Annotated in this window: 14 protein-coding genes; 8 read left to right on the forward strand and 6 right to left on the reverse strand. The window is 66.9% G+C overall.

What is annotated here, in order from left to right; translation table 11 throughout:
• Positions 1–48: 48 nt before the first annotated feature.
• The 8 genes from B161_RS0106670 (at position 49) to B161_RS0106705 (ending at position 8,658) form a co-directional block, all read left to right on the forward strand.
• Complete coding sequence (locus B161_RS0106670) at positions 49–1,047, forward strand: class 1 fructose-bisphosphatase (protein WP_018632590.1); 999 nt, start codon at positions 49–51, stop codon at positions 1,045–1,047.
• A 5-nt stretch (positions 1,048–1,052) separates the two neighbouring features.
• A complete protein-coding gene (locus tag B161_RS0106675) occupies positions 1,053–1,925 on the forward strand; it encodes a phosphoribulokinase (RefSeq protein ID WP_018632591.1) in 873 nt (290 codons plus the stop codon).
• A 12-nt stretch (positions 1,926–1,937) separates the two neighbouring features.
• Positions 1,938–3,935, forward strand: a complete 1,998-nt coding sequence (tkt, locus tag B161_RS0106680) for a transketolase (RefSeq protein WP_018632592.1) — start codon at positions 1,938–1,940, stop codon at positions 3,933–3,935.
• A gap of 28 nt (positions 3,936–3,963) precedes the next feature.
• Positions 3,964–5,037, forward strand: coding sequence for a class II fructose-bisphosphate aldolase (gene fba / locus B161_RS0106685; RefSeq protein ID WP_018632593.1), 1,074 nt, complete (start codon positions 3,964–3,966; stop codon positions 5,035–5,037).
• Between the two features lie 47 nt (positions 5,038–5,084).
• Positions 5,085–6,554 (forward strand): form I ribulose bisphosphate carboxylase large subunit, encoded by a 1,470-nt coding sequence (locus B161_RS0106690; protein WP_018632594.1) that lies wholly within the window; start codon positions 5,085–5,087, stop codon positions 6,552–6,554.
• Between the two features lie 14 nt (positions 6,555–6,568).
• Entirely contained in the window at positions 6,569–6,961 is a 393-nt protein-coding gene (locus B161_RS0106695; protein WP_018632595.1) for a ribulose bisphosphate carboxylase small subunit, read from the forward strand.
• Between the two features lie 72 nt (positions 6,962–7,033).
• The gene (cbbX, locus tag B161_RS0106700) at positions 7,034–7,969 is read left to right on the forward strand and encodes a CbbX protein (protein ID WP_018632596.1); all 936 of its coding nucleotides are present in this window, start codon (positions 7,034–7,036) and stop codon (positions 7,967–7,969) included.
• Positions 7,966–8,658, forward strand: a complete 693-nt coding sequence (locus B161_RS0106705; RefSeq protein ID WP_018632597.1) for an HAD-IA family hydrolase — start codon at positions 7,966–7,968, stop codon at positions 8,656–8,658. The genes cbbX and B161_RS0106705 overlap by 4 nt, the downstream gene beginning before the upstream one ends.
• Here B161_RS0106705 and B161_RS17120 read toward each other — a convergent pair.
• The 6 genes from B161_RS17120 to glgX all read right to left on the reverse strand — a co-directional run bounded on the left by B161_RS17120 (position 8,564) and on the right by glgX (position 20,067).
• Positions 8,564–9,199, reverse strand: coding sequence for a lipocalin family protein (locus B161_RS17120; RefSeq protein WP_018632598.1), 636 nt, complete (start codon positions 9,197–9,199; stop codon positions 8,564–8,566). The two genes, B161_RS0106705 and B161_RS17120, sit on opposite strands and share 95 nt — an antisense overlap.
• A 79-nt stretch (positions 9,200–9,278) precedes the next feature.
• Positions 9,279–11,762 carry a 1,4-alpha-glucan branching protein GlgB gene (gene glgB, locus B161_RS0106715; protein WP_018632599.1) on the reverse strand — a complete coding sequence of 828 codons (2,484 nt, stop codon included), beginning with the start codon at positions 11,760–11,762 and terminating at the stop codon, positions 9,279–9,281.
• Positions 11,763–11,836: 74 nt separating this feature from the next.
• The gene (locus B161_RS0106720) at positions 11,837–14,269 is read right to left on the reverse strand and encodes a glycogen/starch/alpha-glucan phosphorylase (RefSeq protein ID WP_018632600.1); all 2,433 of its coding nucleotides are present in this window, start codon (positions 14,267–14,269) and stop codon (positions 11,837–11,839) included.
• 56 nt (positions 14,270–14,325) lie between these two features.
• A complete protein-coding gene (locus tag B161_RS0106725) occupies positions 14,326–15,957 on the reverse strand; it encodes an alpha-D-glucose phosphate-specific phosphoglucomutase (protein WP_018632601.1) in 1,632 nt (543 codons plus the stop codon).
• A gap of 1 nt (position 15,958) precedes the next feature.
• Positions 15,959–18,025 carry a 4-alpha-glucanotransferase gene (gene malQ, locus B161_RS0106730; protein ID WP_018632602.1) on the reverse strand — a complete coding sequence of 689 codons (2,067 nt, stop codon included), beginning with the start codon at positions 18,023–18,025 and terminating at the stop codon, positions 15,959–15,961.
• Positions 18,022–20,067 (reverse strand): glycogen debranching protein GlgX, encoded by a 2,046-nt coding sequence (gene glgX, locus B161_RS0106735; RefSeq protein WP_018632603.1) that lies wholly within the window; start codon positions 20,065–20,067, stop codon positions 18,022–18,024. Before glgX ends, malQ begins: the two co-directional genes overlap by 4 nt.
• Between the last annotated feature and the right edge of the window lie 7 nt (positions 20,068–20,074).

The following is a 20,074-nucleotide window of genomic DNA, read 5'->3' on the forward strand; positions in this document are numbered from 1 at the left end:
TGGTTTCCAGGGAGGAGACCCCCCATGCGCGACGCCCCTAGGCGCGATATGACGAGAATCCTCAGGGATTCCGCGATCCCCGAGGCTTTCGACGACCTCATCAACCGCATCGCCCTGGTGGCGACGGGGCTTTCCCGGCGGATCGCCCGCGGCGGGCTCGACGAGGATCTGGCCGGAGCGCGCGGCCAAAACGCGGGCGGCGACGGGCAAAAGGCCCTCGACGTGATCGCGGACGAGGCCTTCATGGAGGCTCTGCGCGGCTCGGCGGTGCGCTTCTACGCCTCCGAGGAGCAGGATGAGGCCGTGGACCTCAACGGCGCGGGCGAGTTCGCGCTGGCGATAGACCCTCTGGACGGCTCCTCCAACATCGACGTGAATCTCTCCATCGGCACGATCTTCGGCGTCTATTCCGCCGAGGCGACGGCTCAGGCGAGCTTTCTGCGGCCCGGCCGCGATCTTCTGGCCGCGGGCTATGTGGTCTATGGGCCGCAATGCCTGCTGGTCGCGACTTTCGGACAGGGCGTGCTGCATTTCCTGCTCGACCCCGAGGATGGGCGTTTTCATCGCCTCGACCGGAATTTCGACCTTTCGGGGAAATTCGGCGAATTCGCGATCAACGCCTCGAACCACCGCCATTGGCCCCGGCCCATCCGGGCCTATGTCGAGGATTGCCTCGCGGGCGACCAAGGGCCGCGCCGCCGCAATTACAATATGCGCTGGGTGGCCTCGCTCGTGGCCGAGACCCATCGCATCCTGACGCGCGGCGGGGTCTTCCTCTATCCCGGCGACGCCCGCAAGGGCTATGAGCGCGGGCGCCTGCGCTATCTCTACGAATGCGCGCCCATCGCCTTCCTCATCGAGCAATCGGGCGGCGCGGCCACCGACGGCGTGACGCCGATCCTCGCGCAGACCCCCGACGCCTTGCACGCCCGCACGCCCTTCGTCTTCGGCGGAGCGGCCAATGTGGCCCGCGTCGCGGCCTATCACGAGCTTTCGCATGAAGAAACCTCGGCGCTGTTCGGCGGCCGCGGCCTGTTCCGGAGCTGACCCCTATGAGCCGTCTGCATCCCATCATTTCGGTCACCGGGTCTTCGGGCGCGGGCACCTCCACGGTGAAGCACACCTTCGACCAGATTTTCCGCCGTGAGGGCGTCAAGGCCGTCTCCATCGAGGGCGACGCCTTCCACCGCTTCAACCGCGCCGAGATGAAGGCCGAATTGGCCCGGCGCACCGCCGCCGGAGACTTCACCTTTTCGCATTTCTCCTATGAAGCCAACGCCTTGGACGAATTGGAGCGGGTCTTCCGCGAATATGGCGAGACCGGAGAGGGCCGCACCCGCCATTACGTCCATGACGACGGCGAGGCCGAGCGTTTCGGCGTCCCGCAAGGCGAATTCACCGACTGGACGTCCTTCGACTCCGGTTCGGACCTCCTCTTTTACGAGGGGCTGCACGGATCGGTGATCAACGACGAGGTGAATCTCGCGGCTTTGGCGGATCTCAAGGTCGGGGTGGTGCCGGTGATCAATCTCGAATGGATCCAGAAGATCCACCGCGACCGCGCTCAGCGCGGCTATTCCACCGAGGCCGTCACCGACGTGATCCTGCGGCGCATGCACGCCTATGTCCATTGCATCTGCCCGCAATTCGCCGAGACCGACGTGAATTTCCAGCGCGTGCCGGTGGTGGACACCTCCAATCCCTTCATCGCGCGCTGGATCCCCACCGCCGACGAAAGCCTTGTGGTGATCCGCTTCAAGAATCCGCGCGGGATCGACTTCGCTTATCTCACGCAGATGATCTCCGGCTCCTGGATGAGCCGCGCGAACTCCATCGTCGTTCCCGGACCCAAGATGGATCTGGCGATGCAATTGATCCTCACCCCCCTCATCGAGCGGCTCGTCTCCGCCAAGCGGCGCGGCTGAAAGGAGAAATCCATGAACCTGCATGATCCTCGCGCCGCTCAGGAGAAGCTCATGGCCGACGCCTTGCGCGCTCTGGCGATGGACGCGGTGCAACAGGCCAATTCCGGGCATCCCGGCATGCCCATGGGCATGGCCGACGTGGCGGCGGTGTTGTTCAACCGCTTCATGAAGCTTGATCCGGCCGCCCCCGGCTGGCCCGACCGCGACCGCTTCGTCCTCTCGGCGGGCCATGGCTCGATGCTGCTCTATGGGCTGCATCATCTGCTCGGTTACGCCGACATGGACATGGCGCAGATCCGCGCCTTCCGTCAGCTCGGCGCCCGCACGGCGGGACATCCGGAATATGGCCACGCCCAAGGAATCGAGGTCACCACCGGGCCGCTCGGACAGGGGATCGCCACCGCCGTCGGCATGGCGCTGGCCGAGCGTCTGGAGGCGGCGCGCTTCCCCGGTCTGGCGGATCACTTCACCTATGTGATCGCCGGAGACGGCTGCCTCATGGAGGGCGTGAGCCAGGAGGCCATCGATCTCGCGGGACATCTGAGGCTCTCGAAGCTCATCGTGCTCTGGGACGACAACCGCATCACCATCGACGGCTCGACGGAGCTTTCGACCTCCGTGGATCAGGCGGCGCGCTTTCGGGCCAGCGGCTGGAACGCCCTCGAAGCCGACGGCCATGACGTCGAGGCCGTGGCCGCCGCTCTGGAGCAGGCCCGCGCCTCGGAGAAGCCGACCCTCATCGCCTGCCGCACGATCATCGGCTATGGCGCGCCGAATAAACAGGGCGGCCATGACGTCCATGGCGCGCCGCTCGGCGCGGAGGAGATCGCCGCCGCCCGCAAGCAGCTCGGCTGGAGCCATGGGCCTTTCGAGATCCCGGAAGAAGCCTACGTCGCCTTTCGCACGGCGGCGTCTCGCGGCGCCGAGGCGCATCGGATCTGGCGCGCGCGGCTGGAGGCTTCTCCCCAACGCGCCGCCTTCGAGGCGAACCGCGCGCAGGATCTCGCGCCTTTGACCAAGGCCATGGCCGCCCATAAGGCGAAGCTTCTGGCCGAGCGTCCGAAGATCGCCACCCGCAAGGCCAGCGAACTCGCCATTGGGGTTGCGAATGAGGCTCTGCCTTTCCTGATCGGCGGCTCGGCGGATCTGACCGGCTCGAACCTCACCCGCAGCAAGGGCCAGCGCTCGGTCACGGCGGAGGATTTCGGCGGAAGCTACGTCCATTACGGCATCCGCGAGCATGGCATGTCCGCCGCGATGAATGGAATCGCGCTGCATGGAGGCTTCCGGCCTTTCGGCGGCACCTTCCTCGCCTTCGCCGATTACGCCCGTCCCGCGATCCGCCTTGCGGCGCTGATGGGCGTCCCGACGATCTTCGTCATGACCCATGACTCCATCGGCCTCGGCGAGGACGGCCCGACCCATCAGCCTGTCGAGACCATCGCGAGCCTGCGCGCCATTCCCAATCTGACCGTGCTTCGTCCCGCCGACGCTCTGGAGACCGCCGAGGCTTGGGAGATCGCCTTAGCCAACCGCAACGGCCCGACGCTTCTGGCTTTGTCGCGGCAGAATCTGCCGCTCCTGCGCCGCGAGGAAGGGCCGAACCGCTCGGCGGAGGGCGCCTATCTTCTGCGCGGCGGCCCCGATGCAGGCGAAAGCCAGCGCGACGCGACGCTGATCGCCACCGGCTCCGAGGTCGAGATCGCCATGAGGGCGGCCGAACTCCTGAGCGAGCAGGGTTTGCGCGTGGCGGTGCTCTCCGTCCCGAGCTTCGAGATCTTCGCGGCGCGTCCCGCCGCCGAGCGCGCGGCGCTCTTGGGGGAGGCGCCCCGGGTGGGCGTGGAGGCGGCGATCCGCATGGGCTGGGATCTGCTGCTGCGGCCCGAAGACGGCTTCGTCGGCATGACGGGCTTCGGCGCTTCGGCGCCCGCCCCGGCGCTCTACCAGCATTTCGGGATCACCGCGGAAGCCGTCGCCGCCGAGGCGCTGAGCCGCCTGCGCAAAGCCTGAATCAAAAACTGAAAGGGAGGATCGCGCGATGGCGCTCATCACGCTGAGACAGCTTCTCGACCACGCCGCCGAACAGGGTTACGGCGTCCCCGCCTTCAACATCAATAATATGGAGCAGGGCCTCGCGATCATGGAGGCGGCCCGCGCCGTGGACGCTCCGGTGATCATGCAGGCCAGCCGGGGCGCTCGCGGCTACGCCGGAGACGTCATGCTCGCCAAGATGATCGAGGCCATGGCCGCGACCTATCCCGAGATCCCGATCTGCATGCATCAGGATCACGGCAATAATGAAGCCACCTGCCTGACCGCCATCCGCCATGGCTTCACCTCGGTGATGATGGACGGCTCGCTCGAAGCCGATATGAAGACCCCCGCGAGCTACGACTATAACGTGGCGATCACCGAGCGGGTGGCGCGCATGGCCCATTGGGTCGGGGCTTCGGTCGAGGGCGAGCTTGGGGTTCTCGGCAGCCTCGAGACCGGAGAAGGCGAAGCCGAAGACGGCCATGGCGCAGAGGGCAAGCTCGACCATTCCCAGCTTCTGACCGATCCGGATCAGGCGGTGGATTTCGTCGCGAAGACCGGCGTGGACGCTCTGGCCATCGCCTGCGGCACCTCGCATGGCGCCTATAAATTCAGCCGCAAGCCCGACGGCGAGATCCTCGCCATGGGCGTGATCGAAGAGATCCACCGGCGGCTTCCGAACACGCATCTCGTGATGCATGGCTCCTCCAGCGTGCCGCAGGAGCTTCAGGACGTCATCAACGCCCATGGCGGCGAGATGCCTCAGACCTTCGGCGTCCCCGTCGAGGAGATCGTGCGCGGCATCAGACACGGCGTGCGCAAGGTCAACATCGACACCGATTGCCGCATGGCCATGACCGCCGAATTCCGTCGGATCGCGACCAAGAATCCCCGCGAATTCGATCCGCGCAAATTCCTCAAGCCCGCCATGGACGCCATGGCGAAGCTCTGCACGGCGCGTTTCGAAGCCTTCGGAACCGCCGGACAGGCCCATAAGATCCGGCCCGTCTCCCTCGACGAGATGGCCAAAAGCTACGCCGCCGGAAGGCTGGCCCGGCCTCAGGCGAAAGCCGCCTGAGTCTCCCGCTTCCGACCTCATAAAAACGACTTCAGGAGGAGACCCCCATGGCCGACACCCCCATCTCCGACAATAAGGAGCTCCGCGGCAAAGAGCGTTATAAGGCCGGCGTGCTGAAATACGCCCAGATGGGCTATTGGGACGGCGATTACGAGCCCAAACCCACCGATCTTCTGGCGCTCTTCCGCATCACGCCGCAAGAGGGCGTGGACCCCATCGAGGCCGCCGCCGCCGTGGCGGGCGAAAGCTCGACGGCCACCTGGACCGTGGTCTGGACCGACCGCCTCACGGCCTCGGACCAATATCGCGCCAAGGCTTACCGCGTGGAGCCGGTTCCGAACAATCCCGGCCAGTATTTCGCCTATGTGGCCTATGATCTGATCCTCTTCGAAGAGGGCTCCATCGCCAATCTGACGGCCTCGATCATCGGCAACGTCTTCAGCTTCAAGCCGCTGAAGGCCGCGCGTCTGGAGGACATGCGCCTTCCCCCCGCCTATGTGAAGACCTTCAAAGGCCCGCCGACGGGCGTCGTCGTCGAGCGCGAGCGTCTGGATAAATTCGGCCGCGCCTTGCTCGGCGCCACCACCAAGCCGAAGCTCGGGCTTTCAGGCAAGAATTACGGCCGCGTCGTCTATGAGGGCCTCAAGGGCGGCCTCGACTTCATGAAGGACGATGAGAATATCAATTCTCAGCCCTTCATGCATTGGCGCGACCGCTTCCTCTACTGCATGGAGGCCGTCAACAAGGCCAGCGCCGAAACCGGCGAGGTCAAGGGCCACTACCTCAACATCACCGCCGGAACCATGGAGGAGATGTATCGCCGCGCCGAATTCGCCAAACAGCTTGGCTCGGTGATCGTGATGGTGGATCTCATCATCGGCTGGACGGCCATTCAGTCGATCTCCGAATGGGCGCGCCAGAACGACATGATCCTGCATATGCATCGCGCGGGACATGGCACCTATACGCGCCAGAAGAACCACGGCATCAGCTTCCGCGTCATCGCGAAATGGCTGCGTTTGGCGGGCGTGGACCATCTGCACACCGGCACGGCGGTCGGCAAGCTGGAAGGCGACCCGATGACGGTGCAGGGCTATTACAACGTCTGTCGCGAGATGCGGAACGAAGTCGATCTTCAGCGCGGAATCTTCTTCGAGCAGGATTGGGCCGACATCCGCAAGGTGATGCCCGTGGCTTCGGGCGGCATCCATGCGGGCCAGATGCACCAGCTGTTGAGCCTCTTCGGCGACGACGTGGTGCTTCAGTTCGGCGGCGGCACCATCGGCCATCCGATGGGCATTCAGGCCGGCGCCACGGCCAACCGCGTGGCTCTGGAGGCCATGACCCTCGCCCGCAACGAAGGCCGCGACATCGCCAATGAAGGCCCGGAGATCCTGCGCGCCGCCGCCAAATGGTGCAAGCCGCTGGAGGCCGCCCTCGACACCTGGGGCGACATCACCTTCAATTACGCCTCCACCGACAGCTCCGACTTCGCCCCCACTCCCAGCGTCTCCTGAAGGAGGATTCAGACATGCGCGTCACTCAAGGCTGCTTCTCCTTCCTGCCCGATCTGACCGACGAGCAGATCACCGCCCAGATCGAATATTGCCTCGGCAAGGGCTGGGCCATCGGCGTCGAACATACGGACGATCCTCATCCCCGGAATATCTATTGGGAGATGTTCGGCCATCCGATGTTCGACCTGCGCGACGCCAAAGGCGCGATGATGGAGCTGGAGGCTTGCCGCAAGGCTTTCCCCGATCATTACATCCGCATCAACGCCTTCGACTCGACCCGCGGCTTCGAGACGGTGACCATGAGCTTCATCGTCAATCGCCCGAAGACCGAGCCGGGCATCCGCATGACCCGCACCGAGGTGGACGGGCGCTCCATCCGCTACACGCACAGCGTTCAGCGGGCTTGAGCTCAGAGGCCGGGCGGCTTTTCCCCCGCCGCCCGGCTTTCCTTTATTCATCTTCGGGCAGGGAGGCCGCCCATGACCGACCATCCGACTGTCGAAGCTCCCCAAACCGCCCCGCAAACCATAGACCTGAAGGCCGAATATGAAGCCTCGGGCGTGCGCGAGGTGCTGGAGGAGCTGGATCGCGAATTGATCGGCCTCGCGCCGGTGAAGCAGCGCATCCGCGAGACCGCCGCGCTGTTGCTGGTGGATCGCGCCCGGCGCAGCCTCGGACTCTCACAGGAGACGCCTACGCTGCATATGTCCTTCACAGGCAATCCCGGCACGGGCAAGACCACCGTGGCGCTGAAGATGGCGGGCCTGCTGCATCGGCTCGGCTATGTGCGCAAGGGGCATCTGGTGAGCGTCACGCGCGACGATCTGGTCGGGCAATATATCGGCCACACCGCGCCCAAGACCAAAGAGATCCTCAAGAAGGCCATGGGCGGCGTCTTGTTCATCGACGAGGCTTATTACCTCTATAAGCCCGACAACGAGCGCGATTATGGGCAAGAAGCCATCGAGATCCTGCTGCAGGTGATGGAGAACAACCGCGACGACCTCGTGGTGATCCTCGCCGGATACGCCGACCGCATGGACCGCTTCTTTCAGGCCAATCCGGGCTTTCGCTCGCGGGTGGCCCATCACATCGACTTCCCCGATTACGAAGACGGCGAATTGCTCCGCATCGCGGATTCCATGCTGGACGGCCAAGGCTACGGCTTCTCGCCCGAGGCCCGCGAGGTGATGACCCGCTATATCGCGATCCGCCGCGCTCAGCCCCATTTCGCCAACGCCCGCTCGATCCGCAACGCCCTCGACCGCGCGCGCCTGCGTCAGGCGAACCGGCTCTTCAGCCGCGACGCCCCGGTGAGCGCGGCGGATCTCTCGACCATCCTGCCGGAAGACATCTCGGTCAGCCGGGTGTTCACGGGCGGGTTGAAGACCGGCAGGCCGGAGGAGGACGCATGATCTGGCCTGCGGCCCTCATCTTCGACGTCGACGGAACCCTCGCCGAAACCGAGCAAGCCCATTTGCAGGGCTTTAATCTGGCCTTCGCGGCGGCGGGTCTGGATTGGCGCTGGAGCCCTGAAGCCTATCGCGCTTTGCTGACCACCACCGGCGGCAAGGAGCGCATGGCGCGCTATGTTCGGGAGCAAGGCGGAGATCCGACGGCTTATCCCATCGCGGATCTGCATCGGGCGAAGACCCGCCTGTTCACGGAGATCGTCGCGGGAGGCGGCTTGCAGCCGCGGGCCGGAATCCGCGCCATCCTCGCCGAGGCCCGCCGCGATGGGATACGCCTTGCGGTCGCCACCACCACCTCGCCGGAGAACGTGGCGGCGCTCTGCCTCGCGCTCTTCGGCGCGCCCATGGAGACGGTCTTCGAGGTCGTGGCGGCGGGGGACATGGTCGCGGCCAAGAAGCCCGCGCCGGACGTCTATCTGCTCGCGCTGGAGCGGCTCGGGCTGCCCGCCTCCGCCTGCCTCGCGCTGGAGGATTCCCGCAACGGCGTCCTCGCGGCCAAGGGGGCGGGGCTCAAGGTCGCCCTGTCGCAAAGCTTCTTCACGCGGGGCGAGCCGACGGAATCCCCGGATCTTCAGGCGGCGGAGTTTTCGGAGCTGCTGCCTCTCGCGCGATTGAGCGCGGCTGTTTCGTGAAGCGCAGCAGAGAAAGATCATAGCCCAGAGCCTGAGCGCGTTCGAGCAGCAGCGCCCGCGTGGCGGCGTCAGGGCGCGGCTGACGGCAGAGCAGCCAGAGGAAGCGTCCCGAGGGCTCGCCGACGATGGACCAGCTATAATCCTCGGCGCGGTCCAGCACCCAGTAATTCCCGTAGAAGGGGCCGAAAAAGGCGACGCGCAGCTTGGCGTTCAGGCCGCTGGGCTCCTTGACGACATAAGCCCGGCCTATGGCGCTTTTGAGCGGCCCCTCAAGGCCGCCCTGACGCCCCGAATTCACCACCTTGACCTTGCCGCTCGGCTTGAGGCTGTAATGAGCGGTCACGGCCTCCATGCCGCGCTGAAAGCCGTTCTCATAGCGGGCGATCTCATGCCAGAGGCCCAGATAGCGCGTCAGATCCACGGGCTTCGTGGGTTCGGGGACGTCGTCGTTGCCCACCGGCCCGGCGTCAGGCCGCCGCACCGAGAGCCATGATGCTAAAGTCAGGCCGCCCGCCAGAAGAATCCGCGTCGTCAGCCGCATGACGAATCTCCTCTTGAAGGGGCGGCTTCATCCGCGCCCTTCAGGGATTTTGGGGCGGGAGACGCCAGCTTCAAGGGGCTCAGCCCACCTGTCGCAGGATCGCGCCCGAGAGTCCCGCCAAACGCAGCTTCAGCGACCAAGGGCGACCATCCGCCGGAATCGGCTCCGCCACGACGAAGCGCGCCGGACCTGCGCCGCCGCCCTCATAAACGGAGTCGTCCGTATTGATCACGGTCTCCCAGCGCCCCGGACCATCCACGCCCAAACGCCATTCGGGGCGCTCGACGGGGGTGAAGTTGAAGACGCCGATGGCGGAGGCGCCGTTTTTGGCCCAGCGCTGGAAGGCGTAGACGGATTCCGCGGCGCGGTCGGCCTGAATCCAGCGGAAGCCGCCTTCCTCGCAATCGCGCTCGTAAAGCGCGGGCGTGGCGCGATAGACGAGATTCAAATCCCGCACGAGGCGCCGCACGCCCTCATGAGCCGGCGCCCCGAGCAGATGCCAGTCCAGAGACCGATCCGCGTTCCATTCGTTCCGCTGGGCGAATTCGCCGCCCATGAAGAGCAGCTTCTTGCCCGGATGCGCCCACATGAAGGCGAAATAAGCGCGCAGATTATCGAATTGCGCCAGCCCTTCGCCGGGCATGCGGCTGAGCAGCGAGCCCTTGCCATGAACGACTTCGTCATGGCTCAGAGGCAGGATGAAGTTCTCGGAGAAGGCGTACATCATCCCGAACGTCATCTGATGGTGATGATGGCGCCGGTGGATCGGATCGCGCGACATATAGCCGAGCGTGTCATGCATCCAGCCCATGTTCCATTTATAGCCGAAGCCGAGCCCGCCCATGGAGGTCGGGCGCGAGACCATCGGCCATGAGGTGGATTCCTCGGCCATGGTGGTCGCGCCGGGGACGCGCCCGTAAACGGTCTCGTTCAGCCGTTTGAGGAAGGCGACGGCCTCCAGATTCTCGCGGCCGCCTTGGGCGTTGGGAATCCAGCCCCCCGCCGGACGCGAATAATCGCGGTAGAGCATCGAGGCCACGGCGTCCACGCGCAGCCCGTCGAGATGCATCTCGTCGAGCCAGTACAGCGCGTTGGCGATGAGGAAATTCGCCACCTCGCGCCGCCCGAAATTATAGATGTAGGTGTTCCAGTCGAGGTGATAGCCCTCGCGGGGATCCTCATGCTCATAAAGCGCGGTGCCGTCGAAGCGCGCGAGGCCATGGGCGTCGGTGGGGAAATGGGCGGGCACCCAATCGAGGATCAGGCCCAGATCCGCCTCATGGCAGGCCTCGACGAAGGCGCGGAATTCGTCGGGCGTCCCATAGCGCGAGGTGGGCGCGTAAAGCCCGATGGGCTGATAGCCCCATGAGCCGTCGAAAGGATGCTCGGTGATGGGCAGAAGCTCCAGATGAGTGAAGCCCATCTCCTTGGCGTAGCCGACCAATTGGCGCGCATGCTCCAGATAGGTCAGCGGGCGCCCGCCTTCCTCCAGATTCCGCCGCCATGAGCCGAGATGGACTTCATAGATCGACACCGGGGCGTCCAGAGCCTGAGCCGCCGCGCGCCCGGCCATCCATGCGCCGTCCTTCCATTCATGCCGCGAGGGCGCCGCGAGGACCGAAGCCGTCTCCGGGCGCATCTGAGCTTGCAGCCCCACCGGATCCGCCTTGAGGCGCAAGGCTTCGTCCGGCCCGACGACCTCGTATTTATAGGCCGCTCCGGGCTCGACGCCGGGAATGAAGATCTCCCAGATTCCCGTCGAGCCGCGCGGGCGCATGAGATGGCGCCGCCCGTCCCAGAGGTTGAAGCCGCCCACCACCGAGACGCGCTTGGCCGCAGGCGCCCAGACCGCGAAACGCGCGCCGCTCACGCCTTCATGTTCGGTCGGGCGTCCGCCCAAAACCTCCCAGAGCCGCCAATGGGCGCCCTCGGAGAAGAAATACTCGTCCCATTCGCCGAGCAAAGGCGCGAAGCGATAGGCGTCTTCAAAGCTCCATGCGTTTTCGCCGCGCCGCGCGCGCAGGCGATAGGCGGGGCGTTCGGCCTGAGGCCAGAAGCCTTCGAACAACTCGGGCGCATCGGGATGCGGCGTCAGACTCAGCAGGATTTCGCCGCTCTCCGGCGCGAAGGCTTCGAGGCTTTCGGCGCCGGGCTCGAAGACGCGGATGCGCCAGCCGCCCGCGACCGGATGCGCCCCCAGAGCCGCGAAGGGGGCGGCGTGGCGGCCCTCGACGAGGGCGCGGGCCTCGGGCGTCGGCAAAGGCGGCGGGGGGAGCCGCTCCGCGGACGTCTTCGGCGTCGCCTTCGCCTTGCGGGGCTTCGTCTCGGGCGTTTTGGCTGCGGCGGGCGGCTTCTTGGCCGCCGCCTTCGCAGGCGCGGCTTCAGGCGTCTTCGCCGCTTTGGCGGGCTTGGCCCGGGCTTTCTTCGGCGCGGCCTCGGCGGGCTTCTCCGCTTTGGGGGCCGCCTGCTTCTTCATGGGGGCCTCCGGAGTCTTGGCTTCCGGCGCGGCGCGGGCGGGGCGACGTTTGGACGTCTTCGCCTCGGGCTTATCCTCTGCGGTCATCTCGTCTCCCTCCCTGGATTGATTTTCGCTGGCCGCGCCCCCGGCTCGCAGGGGCGCGGCGGATTTGAGGCGGCTCAGAAAGCCGTGTCGGCCGTCCAGACCTCCCGCGCATAGCTGCGGATGGTGCGGTCGGAGGAGAACCAGCCCACGCGCGCGGTGTTGGTCGCGGCCATGCGCGCCCATTCCAGCGGCTTGCGATAGGCTTCGTCCACGCGGCGCTGAGCGGCGGCGTAATCGTCGAAATCCGAGCAGACGAGGAAATAATCATAGCGCCGCAGATTCTCCGCGATGGCGGAGAAGCGATGATGATCGTCCGGCGAGAAGACGCCGGAGGCGATCTGCTCGATGGCCTCCTGAAGCGCCGGGCTGGCCGAGATGGCCGCCGCCGCATGATCGGGGCGCTTGCGCTCCTCGACGGCCTCCTCGGCGGTGAGGCCGAAGAGGAAGAAGTCGTCCGCCCCGACCAGATCGCGGATCTCGACGTTCGCGCCGTCCAGCGTGCCGATGGTGGGGGCGCCGTTCATCGCGAATTTCATATTGCCGGTGCCGGAGGCTTCTTTGCCCGCCGTGGAGATTTGTTCCGAAAGATCGGCGGCGGGGATGATCACCTCGGCGGCGGAGACGTTGTAATTCTCCGGATAGGCGATGACCAGCCGCCCCCTCATCAGCGGATCGGCGTTGATGACTTTCGCCACGTCGTTGATCAGCTTGATGATCTGCTTGGCCAGAGCATAGCCCGGCGCCGCCTTGCCGCCGAAGATCCGGACGCGCGGAATCCAGTCGCGGTCAGGCTCGCGGCGGATGGCGTTCCAATGGGCGATGGCCTCCAGCAGGTTCAGATGCTGGCGCTTATATTCATGGATGCGCTTGATCTGCACGTCGAAGAGCGCGTCCGGATCGGCCTCGACGCCCGTGCGGATCTTCAGCCAATTCGACAGCCGGACTTTATTCTCGCGTTTAGCGGCGGCGAATTTCTCAAGGAAGGCGGAATCCTTCAGATGGGGCTCCAGATCCTCCAGCTTGCCGAGATCCTCCGTCCAGCCGTCGCCGATGGTCTCCAGCAGAAGATTGCGGAGCGGCGGATTGCAGGCCGTCAGCCAGCGGCGGGGCGTCACGCCGTTGGTCTGGTTGACGATGCGGTCGGGATGCATGACGTGGAAGTCGTGGAAGACGGTCTTCTTCATGAGGTCGGTGTGGAGCGCCGAGACGCCGTTGACCTTATTCGCCATGACGAAGGCCAGATTCCCCATGCGCGTCTCGCCATGGTCGATGAGCCAGGTCGAAGGCGGACGCTCCACGCCCCGCGCGCGGTTCTGGCGGATATGCCAATCGTCGATGCGCTCGATCAGGCGCATATGGCGCGGCAGAACGCGCCACATCAGGCTCGTGGACCAGCGCTCCAGAGCCTCCGGGAGGAGGGTGTGGTTGGTGTAGTTCAGCACGCCCCGGGCGGTTTCGATGGCCTCGTCCACCTCGAAGCCGTTCTCATCCACGAGGATGCGCACCAGCTCCGGCGCGGCGATGGTCGGATGGGTGTCGTTGAGCTGGATCGCCACCTTCTGAGGCAGCTTGCGCAGATCGTCGCCATGCTCGTCGCGGAAGCGGGCGAGGATGTCGCGCACCGAAGCGGCGGTGAAGAAATACTCCTGCTTCAGACGCAGCTCGCGGCCATGCTCGGTGGTGTCGTCGGGATAGAGCACGCGGGAGAGCGTCTGCGCGAGGCTGGCCTGCTCGGCGGCGCCGAGGAAGTCGCCGCGGTTGAAGCGCTCCAGATCGAAGATGCGGGTCGGCTTGGCCGCCCAGAGCCGGAGCGTGTCGGTCCAGCGGGCTTTCCAGCCGACGATGGGCGTGTCGTAGGCGGCGGCCATCACGGTCTCGCCGGGCGTCCAGACGGCGCGGCCGGAGGCGTCTTCGCGCATCTCGCCGCCGAAGCCGATGACCTGATTATCCTCCGGGCGCTCGAACTCCCAAGGATTGCGGCGCTTGAGCCAATCCTCCGGAGATTCGACCTGCCAGCCGTCATGGAAGCTCTGGCGGAAAAGGCCGTGGTCGTAGCGCACGCCGTAGCCCATGGCCGGAAGGCCGATGCTCGCCATGCTCTCCAGAAAACAGGCCGCCAGACGCCCGAGCCCGCCATTGCCGAGCGCCGCGTCCGGCTCCTCGGCGACCACGGCGTCGTAATCCTGCCCGAAGCTGGCCAGAGCCTGACGCGAAGCCTCCTCAAGCCCGAGATTGGTGATGGCGTCGGAGATCAGACGCCCGATCAGAAACTCCATCGAGAGATAATAGACCCGCTTCAGCCCCTCCTCGCGGACGCGGCGACGGCTGGCGAGCCAGCTGTCCACGATCCGGTCGCGCAGCGAGAAGGCCAGCGCCAGACGCCAGTCGTTGAGGGTGGCGCGTCCCGGTTCGCAGCCGATCACATAGCGCATGCGGCGGTCGATCTCGCGGCGCAAAAAGGCCACGTTGTCCACCAAGTTTCCTTGGCTCAGATCCTGCGGAGTCATCGGCTCTTCTCCTCTCTCGGTCCCCTCCCGGCGGGGAGGGCGTCCTTTTCAAATCGTCATGTGCGCACGTCCGGGCCCTCGCGCCCGGAGCTTGCGCGCAAATGGGTCAGGGCCTCCACGGCGGCGGCGAGATCCGCGAGGGCCTCTTGCGGGTCTTGGGCGTGGCGGGCCGGATCGGGCTCGAAGCGCTCCAGATAGATGCGGAGCGTGGCGCCCTCGGTGCCGGTGCCCGAAAGCCGCAGCACGGCGCGGGCGTCTCCGGCGAAATAAATCCGGATTCCCTGACGCTCGGTCAGAGAGCCGTCCACCGGATCGCGATAGGCGAATTCATCGGCCTTCTCGACGGCCAATCCGGCGAAGCTCTTCCCCGGCAAAGAGGGCAGGGCGGCGCACAGGTCGTTCATGAGGCCCTCGGCGAAGGCGGAATCCAGCGCCTCGTAATCATGGCGGGTGTAATAATCGCGGCCGAATTCGCGCCAATGGGCTTGCAGGATCTCCGCGACGGATTGGCGCCGCGCCGCGAGGATGTTCAGCCAGAGCAGCACCGCCCAAAGCCCGTCCTTTTCGCGGACGTGATCCGAGCCGGTTCCGGCGCTCTCCTCGCCGCAGAGCGTGACCTTGCCCGCGTCGAGCAGATTGCCGAAGAACTTCCAGCCGGTGGGAGTCTCGAAGAAATTCATCCCCCGCGCGGCGGCGACGCGGTCGGCGGCGCGGCTGGTCGGCATGGAGCGCGCCACCCCCGCCAGACCCTCGGCGTAGCCCGGCGCGAGGGGCGCGTTGGCCGCCAGAACCGCGAGGCTGTCGGAGGGCGAAACGTAGCAGCTCCGGCCGACGATCATATTGCGGTCGCCGTCGCCGTCGGAGGCGGCGCCGAAATCAGGGGCTGCGGGGCCATACATCTCATCCATGAGGGGCTTGGCCCAGACGGGATTGGGGTCGGGATGCCCGCCGCCGAAATCCGGCGAGGGCTCGCCGTTGATCACCGTCCCGGCGGGGGCGCCGAGGTCGCCTTCGAGGATCGCCTTCGCGTAAGGCCCGGTGACGGCGTGCATGGCGTCAAAGCGCATCTGGAAGCCGGAGGCGAAAAGCGCCCGGATCGCCTCGAAATCGAAGAGCGGCGCGACGGTTTCGCGCCAGCATTCGACGGGATCCACCACCTCCACGACCATCTCGCCGAGGCGGCTTTCGCCGAGCCGCGCAAGATCGACGTCGGGGGCTTCGAGGATGAGATATTCGGAAAGCTTCTTCGTGAGGGCGAAGATGGCGTCGGTGACGCTCTCCGGGGCGGGGCCGCCGTTGGCCATATTGAACTTGAGGCCGAAATCCGCGTCGAGGCCGCCGGGATTATGGCTCGCCGACATGATGAATCCGCCCTGAGCCCGACGCGCCCGGATCAGAGCCGAAGCGGCGGGCGTCGAGAGGAGCGCGCCGCGCCCGACGACCACGCGGGCCGCGCCATGGGCCGCCGCCATCTTGAGCAGAATCTGAGCGGCCTTGTCGTTGAAGAAGCGCCCGTCGCCGCCGAGGATCAGCGTCGCGCCTTTGACGCCGACCGCCTGAAGCGTGGCTTCGGCGTAATTCTCCAGATAGCCCGGCGTCATGAAGACGCGGGTCTTCTTGCGCAGGCCCGAAGTGCCGGGCTTTTGCCCTTCGATGGGCTGCGTCGGAACGCGGCGAACGGCGGTCATGTCAGGTCTCCTCCGCAGGACGTCCGGCTTTTTGCTCGGATCTTCCGGCCGCGGCCATGAGGGCGGCGGCCTGATTCACGCCGGGGGCTCCGGCGATGTCTTCGAGGCTCGCGGCGGAGCGGCGGCGCCAATTGGGATGGCGGTCCACGTCGCCGGGCAGATTGGGTTGTTCGATCTGGAGCAGCAGATCCTCAAGCTGGACCGCCGCCAGAGCGCAGGGCGTGCGCGCGAGGAAGCCATGGGCGCCCTCCGCCGCTTCGAGGTCATGGCCTTCCGGCTCCTCGCCGAGGACCGGGACGCGCTCCGGCGCGGCGACCGCCTCCGCGAAGCGCCAGCGCTCATGGGCGCGCTCCTCGCGCATCAGGGCGGCGGCCTCCGGGGTTATGTCGCCAAGCTTTGCGCGCCAGTCGATTTCGCGCCCCCGCCGCCAGCCCGCGAGGGTCGGCAGGTCATGGGTCGAGAAAGCCGCGAGAGCCGCCTCCGGATAGCTCTCGGGCGGCAGGAACTCGCCGCCCCGGATGGTCTCGCCGCGCTCGAAAAGCGCCAGCCGATAGCCCATCAGCCCCGCCCCCGCGAGGCTCTCGCGCAGGCCCTCCGGCAAAAGGCCGAGATCCTCGCCCACCACGGCGCAGCGCGCCCGATGGGCCTCGATGGCCACCACCGCCAGAAGCTCCGGCAGAGGCTGGCGCAGATAGGCGCCGGGCAGGCCGTCCGGCAGCCAGAAGCTGCGGTCGTAGCCGATCATATGGTCGATGCGCAGAACGCCCGCCCCCCGCATGGAGGCCCGCAGAGTCTCGGTCAGGGCGGCGTAGCCCGTGGCGCGGGCGCGCAGAGGATCGAAAGGCGCGAGGCCCCAGCGCTGACCCGTCGGGCCGAGGGCGTCGGGCGGGGCGCCGAGCGAGACGCCGCGCAGGAAGGACTCCGGATCGGCCCACACCTCGGCGCCGTCGGGGCGCACCCCCACCGCGAGATCCAGATAAAGCCCCAGAGCCATGCCCGCCGCTTTGGCTCGCGCCTGAGCCTCGGAAAGCTGGGTCTCCGCGATCCAGAGCCAGAAGGCTTGGCGCGAAACGACATGGGCGTGGGTGCGGGCGAAGGCGAGGGCCTCCGGCGAATCCGGGCGGCGCAGAGCCTCGGGCCAAGTCGGCCATGAAGGGCCATGGGTCTCGGCGAGAGCCTCGTAAAGCGCCATGCGCTCCAGAGCCTCGCCGCGCGCCTGACGCCAATCGGCGAAGGCTTGGCGCCGCTCGCCGGAGGCTTCGGCGGCGAAAGCCTTATAAAGCGCGGTCATGCGCGGCGCGCGCCAGGCGTGGACGGCGCGATAATCGATCAGCTCGCCGGAGGCGGGGGGCGGCTCGTTTTTCAAAGCTTCGGGCAAAGAGGCCCATTCGGGCGGAAGATCTAGCGCGACATGGGCGGCGTTGACCGCGCGGCGGCTGCTCGGGGAATAAGGCGCGTAAAGCCCGCCGTCGCTGGAGCCGAGCATATGGACGGGATTGATCCCGAGGAAGCTCGCGCCCTTCCCGGCGAGGATCTCGGCGAGGCGGCCCAGATCGGCGAAATCCCCGAGGCCGCCATTGCGCCCCGAGCGCAGCCCATAAAGCGCGCCCGTCGCGCCCCAGAGCCTTGCGCGGCCCGTCAGAGCTTTGACCGAGGGCGCGCCTTCGGGCGGCGGAACCAGCAGCCAGACGCGATCCTCGCGGCCCGCGCCTTCGAGCAGGATCTCATGACGCCCGACCGGCAGCCCCGAAGGCCGCACCGAGCCTTCGCCGCGCCGCTGCTCCCCGCTTTCGCAGAGGATGCGCCAGCGCCGCACGCGCGGATCCAGCGTCAGGGGGGCGTAGGCCGAAGCGAGCAGGGTCGGCGGCGCGAGCCGGGAAGCCTCCGCCGTCTCCAGCCCGGCGAGTTGGTCGCGGGCGTCGTCTTCGGTCTCCGCCGCCAGCCCCAGAGCCGCGAGGATCGCGCGGCGCGTCTCATCCGGCGCGACATGCTCCAGACCGGTGGAATCGGCGAAGCGATCCGTCAGGCCGATCCAGTCGCAAAGGGCGTCGAGGGCGGTGCGGCTCATGGGGCGGGGCTTTCAGGAAGGCGCAGGAGGGTCAGGGATTCGGGGGGCAGAAGCCATGGATCGGGCGGAGCGGGGTCGGCGGTCGAGATTTCGCGCCGCCAGTCCCCCGCCAAAGGCGCGAAGGCTGCGGCTTCGGTCGTTCCATTGATGAGAATGGCGATCTCCGGCCCCGTCTCCGCGCGGAGGATCAGGCCGAAAGCGCGGAAATCCGGCGCGTTCCAGTCCTCAGGCGAGGGCTCGGCGCCGTCGGGGCGCAGCCAAGAGACGTTGGGCGCGCCGTCTTTGGCGCGGGGCTCGCCATGGAGGAAGCGGCTCTGGCGCAGAGCGGGAGTCTCGCGGCGGAGCGCGGTCAGGCGGGCGATGAAATCCGCCATGGAGGCGTCTTGGTCTTCGGCCTCCCAATCGATCCAGCCGAGGGCGTTGTCCTGCGGATAGGTGTTGTTATTGCCCTGCTGGCTGCGGAGGATCTCGTCTCCGGCGAGGATCATCGGAACGCCTTGCGAGAGAAGCAGCGTCGCCATGAGCGCCCGCGCCCGCGCCTTGCGCCGGGCCGCAAGCTCAGGGTCTTGGGTCGGGCCGTCGGGGCCGATGAGGAGGTTGATTTCTCCGCTATTGCCGTCGCGGTTCTCCTCGCCGTTGGCGTGGTTGCGCTTGGCGGCGTAGCGCGTGAGATCCGCCAGAGTGAAGCCGTCATGAGCCGTGACGAAATTCACCGAAGCCTGAGGCGGACGCCTGCCGCGCGCATAGACGTCCGCCGAGCCGAGCAGCCGGGGCGCCAGACGCGCCGCGCCGACCTCTCCGCGCCAGAAACGGCGGGTTTCGTCGCGGAACTGGTCGTTCCATTCGGCGAAGGGCGCGGGGAAGCCTCCCACCTGATAGCCGCCCCACCCAATGTCCCAAGGCTCGGCGATGAGGCGAAGGCGGCTCAGAATCGGATCTTGCCTCAAGGCGGTGAGGAAAGGCGCATCCGGCGCATAGCCGCTGCCGGGCAGGCGGGCGAGGGTGGTCGCCAGATCGAAGCGGAAGCCGTCCACGCCCCAGACTTCGGCCCAATGGCGCAGAGAATCCAGCGCCAGCCGCGCCCCGAAAGGATGCGCGAGGTTCAGCGTGTTTCCGGTGCCCGCGTCGTTGAGGTAATAACGCGGATTCTCAGGGTTCAGGCGGTAATAGGCGGCGTTGTCGAGGCCGCGAAAGCTCAGCGTCGGGCCGAGTTCGTCGCTTTCGGCGCTATGGTTATAAACCACGTCGAGGATGACCTCGATCCCCGCCGTCTGAAGCGCCCGGATCGCGGCCTTGGCCGCCGGGACTCCGCCGGGGCCTAAATAACGCTCCATGGGCGCGAAGAAGCCGAGCGTGTTATAGCCCCAATAATTCCTGAGGCCCTTCTCGACGAGAAAACGGTCGTCGAGGAAGCTGTGCACCGGCAGAAGCTCCACCGCCGTCACGCCGAGCCTCAGAAGCCGCTCGATCAGCCGCGGATCGCCGAGGGCCTCGAAATTCCCCCGGAAGCGCGGCGTCACGCCCGGATCAAGCTGCGTCAGGCCCTTGAGATGGGCCTCGTAGATCACGCTCTCCGCGAAGGGCCGCAGCTTCGGGCGCTCGCCTTGGGCGGGGCGCTCCTCCTCCGGCGCGAGGATCACGCCTTTGGGGACGAAAGCGGCGCTGTCGCGGTCGTCGCGCCGGAGATCCGCCTCTGGTCCGCCATAAACATGGCCGTGAACCGCGTCGTTCCAGATCGCTTCGCCGTCCAGCCGCCGCGCATAGGGGTCGAGCAGCAGCTTGGCCGGATTGAACCGCAAGCCCCGCTCGGGCGCCCAAGGCCCAAAGGCCCGATAGCCGTAGCGCATCCCCGGAGTCGCGCCGGGAAGACGTCCATGCCAGACCTCGCCCTCGCGCTCGGGCAGATCGACGCGCCGGATCTCCGCGCCTTGGGCGTCGAAAAGCTGAAGCTCGATCCGTTCGGCGCCGGAGGAGAAGAGGGAGAAGCTCACGCCTTCCGGATCGGCCCAAGCGCCGAGGCGCTGCGGGTCGCCCGGCTCCATTCTCCCC

This window comes from Neomegalonema perideroedes DSM 15528 (genome assembly GCF_000374145.1).
Lineage (GTDB): Bacteria > Pseudomonadota > Alphaproteobacteria > Rhodobacterales > Rhodobacteraceae > Neomegalonema > Neomegalonema perideroedes.